The following is a 4,918-nucleotide window of genomic DNA, read 5'->3' as shown; positions in this document are numbered from 1 at the left end:
GAGGGTGTGGTCGGAATAGCCGACCGGCAGGCCGGTGACCTCACCGATGGTGCGCATGGCGCGCAGGTTCACGTCCGTCGGTGCGGCCGGATAGTTGGATGTGCAGTGCAGGATGGTCAGCACATCCCCCAGCGGCGTCGTCAGTCCATTCGACGCCCGCGTGTCGGCGATGACGGCGACCGCCTCGGTAATCTCGTCTATCGTGGCCATGCCGGTCGAGACGATCAGCGGGCGGCCCAGCGCCGCTAGATGGCGCAGGAACGGATGGTTGACGATCTCGCCCGACGGGACCTTGATCCGCGCCATTCCAGAGCTGACCAGGAAGGCCGCCGCCTCCTCGTCAAAGGGGGTGGACATGAACTCGATGCCGACTTCCCGGCAACGGGCGATCAGCCTATGGTGCAGGTCCTCGGACACCTCCAGCGCTCGAAGCATGGCGTGCTGGCCGCCGTCGCCCGTCTCCCGCCTTTGATAGTCCGCCTTTTCCGCGCCGGGCGCGGCCAGCTTGTCGGCGGAGAAGGTCTGGAACTTGACGGCGTCGGCGCCGGCATCGTGCGCGGCGTCCACCATGCTTAATGCGCGGTCTGCGTCCCCGTTATGGTTGACGCCGGCCTCGGCGATGATGAAGACGCGCAAAGATCGCTCCCGTGAGCAGGCACGCCCGGCCCGGTTGACGGCGAACCCCTCCCCGGCAGGCAAGCTTGCCCGTAACCTATTCATCCCGAAAGAGGAAGCAATCCAGAAGGCCGCCCCGCTATTGGCGGACTCGAGGGTCGATGCAATAGTGACGCCATGAAGATCGCAATCTACGGCCCTGGCGGCTTTGGCCGAGAACTCGTCAGGATCGCGCGGGAAAACGTCGACGCCGGCATCGGCGGCCCCGACGACGTGGTGTTCGTCTCCGACAATCCGGGCGAGATCGGCCGCATCATCTGCGGCGTTCGCGTCATCCCCGTTTCGGAGTTGGATTGTCCTGCCGTCATCGCGGTCGCGGACGGGGCCGTGCGACGATGCCTAGCGGAGCGGGTCACCGCGGGGAATCTCGTTTCGCCGCTACACCGCCGCGGAGGCGACGTCGAGGTAGGCGAAGGCGCCATCTTCTGCGACTTCACCATGGTTACGGCGTCCTCTAGGATCGGCCGGCATTTCCACTGCAACTACTATTCGTACGTCGCCCATGACTGTGTGGTGGGGGACTTCGTGACGTTCGGGCCCAGGGTCTCCTGCAGCGGCAATGTGGTCATTGAGGACGACGTCTATGTCGGGGCGGGGGCCCTGCTGAAGCAGGGCGTCCCCGACAAGCCGCTGCGCATCGGCCGCGGGGCGGTCATCGGCATGGGAGCCGTGGTCACCCGGGACGTCGCGCCCGGGACGACGGTGGTCGGCGTGCCGGCCCGTCCGCTCGAGCCGAGGTAGGCGAACCTCAGGCGACCGCCTCCACACGAGCTAAATGGGAGAGCTCCGCGACCGGCGTATTGGTCAGTAACGACAGGAGCATCCGCCGCGTGGCCGGCTGACGCCGTCAGTGCTCAAAGGGTCTCGCGGCTCCATTGCGGTAGTCTGCGGGATTGAAGGTCGAAAACATCCCGTTCAGCACTGGGTGACATAGATGCAGAGGCGCGCATCCTCGCGCATGGCCTCGGTGACCCGCAGCCTGCCCGTGGCGGCCTCGACCAGCGGGGACTGGTATTGCGCGAGGGTCTCCGCCCGCCAGACGAAGCCGAGTGACCGCCAACATCAACCCACAGATCACCTGGCGGACGATCACCGGGGGCTACTCCCGACGGCCGGCCCCAGTGGACATTCCAAGGCTGTTCTAGCAAAGGAAGTACGCTTGCGCTCGCGAGGCGACCAAACACTATTCTCGGGAGACATGGCCTGGCCTCGGTTCTGGTCGTTGGGTTCGGATCGATCGGGTCACGACATGCGCGCGTGGCGCGCGATCTCGGCCATGAGGTCGCCGTCGTCAGCCGCCGCGGCGTCGCGGGCGACCTTCCATGCTATCCGACCATAGACCAGGCCTTGCTGGCCCGCGGCTTTGACGGGGCCGTTGTGGCCACTGAAACCGCAAGCCACGCCCTCGATCTCAAGTGCCTGCTCGAAGGCGGTTTTGGTGGCCGCATCCTCGTGGAAAAACCCCTCTTCGCCACATCGGCAGAGGCGGACGTCCCCCTGATAAAAGCGGCCGCCGCCCGGATCAGCGTCGCCTACAACCTGCGTTTCCACCCGGCTTTAATCCAGGCGCGCCGCGCGCTCGACGGCGCCCGGATCCTGAACATCGTCGTCCACGTGGGCCAGGACTTGCGCCAGTGGCGCACGGATCGTCCGGTCGAAAACACCTATTCCAGCCAACGATCGGCGGGCGGTGGCGCGCTGCGTGATCTCAGTCATGAACTGGACTATCTGCTGTGGCTGTTCGGCCCGTGGCGGGAGGTGACGGCCCTGGGCGGGCGGGTCGGAGACCTGCCGGGCGACTCCGACGACTGCTGGAGCGTCGCGATCCGCTTCGCGAGCGGCGCGATCGCCAGTTTGGCCATAGACTATTTCTGCCGCCGTCCGGTCCGCACCCTGACCTGCAACAGTACGGCCGATACGGTTCAGATCGATCTGGTCAAGGGCGTGCTGGTCCAAGGAGCCGGCGAAACCATTTGGCCCGTCGACCGCGATTTGACCTATCGGGAGCAGATGGATGGCTTCCTCAACGGACGACACCGCGACCTGTGCACGTTTGGCGAGGCCATGGAAGTCATGCGTCTGATCGAGGCCATCGAGCGAGTGTCCGATCGGGAAGCCATGGCGATCTCATGATACGTTTGTGCACCATTTGCGCCCGCGGCGGCTCCAAGGGCGTGCCGGGCAAGAACATTCGCCCCCTTCAGGGCCGTCCTTTGATTGCTCACACGGTCGAGAAGGCGGTCCAGTCCGGACTGTTCGCCGAAATCGCCGTCAGTAGCGACAGCCCCGCGATCATCGAAGCCGCCATGGTCGCCGGAGCCACCCTGGCCGTTGATCGCCCCGCCCCCCTGGCGGACGACACCGCAGGCAAGCTGCCGGCGATCGTGCATTGCGTGCGGAGCGCCGAACGGGTGACCGGCCGTGAGTTCGGGATCATCGTCGATCTGGACGTCACGTCGCCGCTTCGCGCCGTCTCTGACATCCAGAATGCGGTGGCGCTTCTGGAAACCAGCGGCGTCAGCAGCGTCATCACTGCGGCGCCCGCCCGGCGGTCGCCCTATTTCAACCTGGTCGAGGTGGGCCCCGACTGTGTCGTCCGCCTGTCGAAGCCCTTGCCGAACGGCGTGCTCAGGCGGCAGGATGCGCCGCCCTGTTTCGACATGAACGCCTCGATATACGTGTGGAACCGGTGGGCGCTTCTCGACCACCCGGCCGTGTTCTACGATGACACCAGGCTGTTCGAGATGCCCGAAGAGCGATCACACGACATCGACAGCGAACTGGATTTCAGGTTGGTAGCCTTCATGATGGAGCAGAATCTTGACTGAGGCCGGGCGCGCGGAGGGGACCCAACGCTTTCGCCTGGACGGTCGGGTCGCCCTCGTCACCGGCGCCAATGGCATCCTGGGCAGTCGTTACGTCCAGGCGCTGGCGGAACAGGGCGCCCATGTGGTGGTCGCCGACCTGGACCAGGACGCATCGGCGAGGGTGGCGGATCAGTTGAGTCGGACGTCCGGAGTAGCCTGCATGGGCGCCGGCCTGGACGTGTCGGATCCTGCCAGCGTCGAGGGGGGGGTCGATGCGGTGGTCCGCCGCTTTGGTCGTATCGATATACTGCTGAACAACGCCGCGACCAAGGGTGATGACCTGAAGGCCCTGTTCACTCCGACGGTCGAATATGATCTCGCTGTCTGGCGGCAGATCATGTCTGTGAACATAGACGGTCAATTCTTGATGGCTCGGGCGGTCGGCAGACATATGTTGGAAGCCGGCTGCGGCTCCATAGTCAATGTATCGTCCATCTACGGCATGGTCGGGCCGGATCAGCGGATCTATGAAGGTGCGGAATACCTCGGCGTGGCGATCAACACGCCCATCGTCTATTCGGTGTCGAAAGCGGCGACCCATGGTCTGACGCGGCATCTGGCGACGGAATGGGGCGCGCGGGGCGTCCGGGTGAACACCCTGACCCCCGGCGGGGTCGAAAGTGGTCAGAACGACGTGTTCATGCGCCGCTATGCGGCCCGGACGCCGCTCGGCCGAATGGCGCGCGACGATGAGATGGTCGGCGCGGTTTTGTTCCTCGCCTCGGACGCCTCCAGCTATGTGACCGGCCAGAACATTGTCGTGGACGGCGGCTGGACCACTTGGTAAGGCCCGATATCGACTGATTGGTCGGGGCAGGGGTTTGGAGCAATGGTCGTCAGGTTCGCGGAACTGACTGACCGATGGCGCTTCTGGAACCAGGCAGACCGACTGGGCCCAGACATTCCCGCCACCGCTTGGCGCCTCCATTTCCGGAGTTCGATGCTACGCCTCTGCAGCAAGAAATTCGCGAGCTTCGCGGCTTCGTCTGAGTTCCGATGGGGCGCCTATGCAATCACCTGTTCCAAGATTTCGATCGGCCGGCGCGTCATCGTGCGCCCCTCGACCATGCTGTTCGCCTTCCCCACGGGCGACGGCGGGCGGATCGTCATCGAGGACGACGTGCTGATGGGATCGGGCGTCCACATCTACACGGCGAATCATGAATTCGCCGATCCCGAGCGGTTGATCATCGATCAGGGCCACCGTGATCCGGGTGACGTCTTCGTTCGACGCGGCGCCTGGATCGGTGCGAACGCAATCGTGCTTGCGGGGGGGGGGGGGGGGGGGGGAGAGGTGCAGAGGGGCCCGGGGGGGGCGCGGTCGGGGGGTTGCTCGTGGGGGAGCTGGCGTTTCGCTTGTGCTGCGCGACCCGGCG

The 4,918-nt window shown here is 65.3% G+C and carries 6 protein-coding genes; 5 read left to right on the top strand and 1 reads right to left on the bottom strand.

The window, feature by feature from the left end:
* Nucleotides 1-636: N-acetylneuraminate synthase family protein (locus Q0588_RS03175; protein WP_298743704.1), on the bottom strand; the 636-nt coding region annotated here is incomplete at its 3' end.
* Between the two features lie 156 nt (nucleotides 637-792).
* Between Q0588_RS03175 and Q0588_RS03170 the strand changes: the two genes are divergently transcribed.
* The 5 genes from Q0588_RS03170 to Q0588_RS03150 form a co-directional block, all read left to right on the top strand.
* Nucleotides 793-1,416, top strand: coding sequence for an acetyltransferase (locus Q0588_RS03170; RefSeq protein ID WP_298743702.1), 624 nt, complete (start codon nucleotides 793-795; stop codon nucleotides 1,414-1,416).
* Nucleotides 1,417-1,860: 444 nt separating this feature from the next.
* The gene (locus tag Q0588_RS03165) at nucleotides 1,861-2,808 is read left to right on the top strand and encodes a Gfo/Idh/MocA family oxidoreductase (RefSeq protein WP_366872545.1); all 948 of its coding nucleotides are present in this window, start codon (nucleotides 1,861-1,863) and stop codon (nucleotides 2,806-2,808) included.
* Nucleotides 2,805-3,503: an acylneuraminate cytidylyltransferase family protein gene (locus Q0588_RS03160; RefSeq protein WP_298743700.1), complete on the top strand. Its 699-nt coding sequence runs from the start codon at nucleotides 2,805-2,807 to the stop codon at nucleotides 3,501-3,503. Before Q0588_RS03165 ends, Q0588_RS03160 begins: the two co-directional genes overlap by 4 nt.
* A complete protein-coding gene (locus tag Q0588_RS03155) occupies nucleotides 3,496-4,329 on the top strand; it encodes an SDR family oxidoreductase (RefSeq protein WP_298743698.1) in 834 nt (277 codons plus the stop codon). Before Q0588_RS03160 ends, Q0588_RS03155 begins: the two co-directional genes overlap by 8 nt.
* A 153-nt stretch (nucleotides 4,330-4,482) precedes the next feature.
* Nucleotides 4,483-4,918: hypothetical protein (locus Q0588_RS03150; RefSeq protein ID WP_298743696.1), on the top strand; the 436-nt coding region annotated here is incomplete at its 3' end.

It is taken from the genome of uncultured Brevundimonas sp. (assembly GCF_937870815.1).
Lineage (GTDB): Bacteria > Pseudomonadota > Alphaproteobacteria > Caulobacterales > Caulobacteraceae > Brevundimonas.
This window is presented reverse-complemented; position numbering and strand designations above follow the sequence as displayed.